The sequence below is a fragment of the Neisseria sp. P0009.S007 genome (assembly GCF_051962515.1).
The window spans coordinates 1-1,181 of record NZ_JBQCVF010000423.1; the positions used below are offsets into that span (position 1 = coordinate 1).

A 1,181-nucleotide genomic window follows, 5' to 3' on the forward strand; every position below is an offset into this window, starting at 1 on the left:
TTAGACTACGTTTTGCAAGGCGATGCCGAATTGCAGGCTTTTCAGACGGCCTTGGCCCAAGCAGAAGCGCAAAACGACGGCATGAAGCAAGCCGAATATCACGCCAAACTTGAAGAAATCGATGCCTATACCGCTCCGGCTCGCGCCGCCAAACTGCTTAACGGCTTAGGTTTCGCACAAGAAGAACATACCCACCCCGTCAAATCCTTCTCCGGCGGCTGGCGTATGCGCCTCAACCTTGCCCAAGCGCTGATTTGCCGTGCCGATTTGCTGCTTTTGGACGAACCAACCAACCACTTGGATTTAGAAACCGTGTTGTGGCTGGAAAACCATCTCGCTTCCCTGCCCTGTACGCAAATCATCATCTCCCATGACCGCGACTTCTTGAATGCCACCACAACGCACACCATCGAACTGTCGCAACAAAAACTGACCCAATACGGCGGCAATTACGATTTCTACCAAGCGGAACGCGCCCAACGTCTGGCGCAACAACAAGCCGCCTACGTGAAACAGCAGGCGCAAATCAAACATCTGCAATCCTTTATCGACCGTTTCAAAGCTAAAGCCACAAAAGCCGTACAAGCTCAAAGCCGCATGAAGGCATTAGCCAAACTCGAGCGCATCGCCCCTGCGCATTTGGATAGTGAGTTTTCCTTTGAGTTTGCCAATCCGACCCACCTGCCCAATCCATTGTTGAAACTCGACCATGCCGACTTGGGTTATGGCGATAATACCGTTTTGCACGATATCACCCTGTCTCTGGAAAGCGGCGCACGTTACGGCCTGTTGGGTGTTAACGGCAGCGGTAAATCTACATTTATCAAAGCATTGGCAGGAAAAATCGATTTACTTTCCGGCAATATCGTCCGCTCCGAAAAGCTCAATATCGGCTATTTTGCCCAACATCAACTGGATACTTTACGCGCCGACCAAAGTCCGGTTTGGCATATCCAGCAGCTTTCACCTGAAGTCCGCGAACAGGAAATCCGCAACTTTTTAGGCGGTTTCAACTTTGTCGGCGATATGGCGGTTCAAAAGACCGAGCCCTTTTCCGGTGGGGAAAAAGCGCGGCTCGCCCTTGCCATGATTATCTGGCAAAAACCTAATCTGCTGCTGCTTGACGAACCGACCAACCACCTAGACTTGGATATGCGCCACGCCCTGACACTTGCCCTGCA

The 1,181-nt window shown here is 51.7% G+C and carries 1 protein-coding gene; it reads left to right on the plus strand.

Features of this window, described 5'->3' with window-relative positions:
* Window positions 1-1,181 (plus strand): ABC-F family ATP-binding cassette domain-containing protein (locus ACTHS3_RS13785; protein WP_440368227.1); only part of this gene is annotated, 1,181 nt, incomplete at both ends.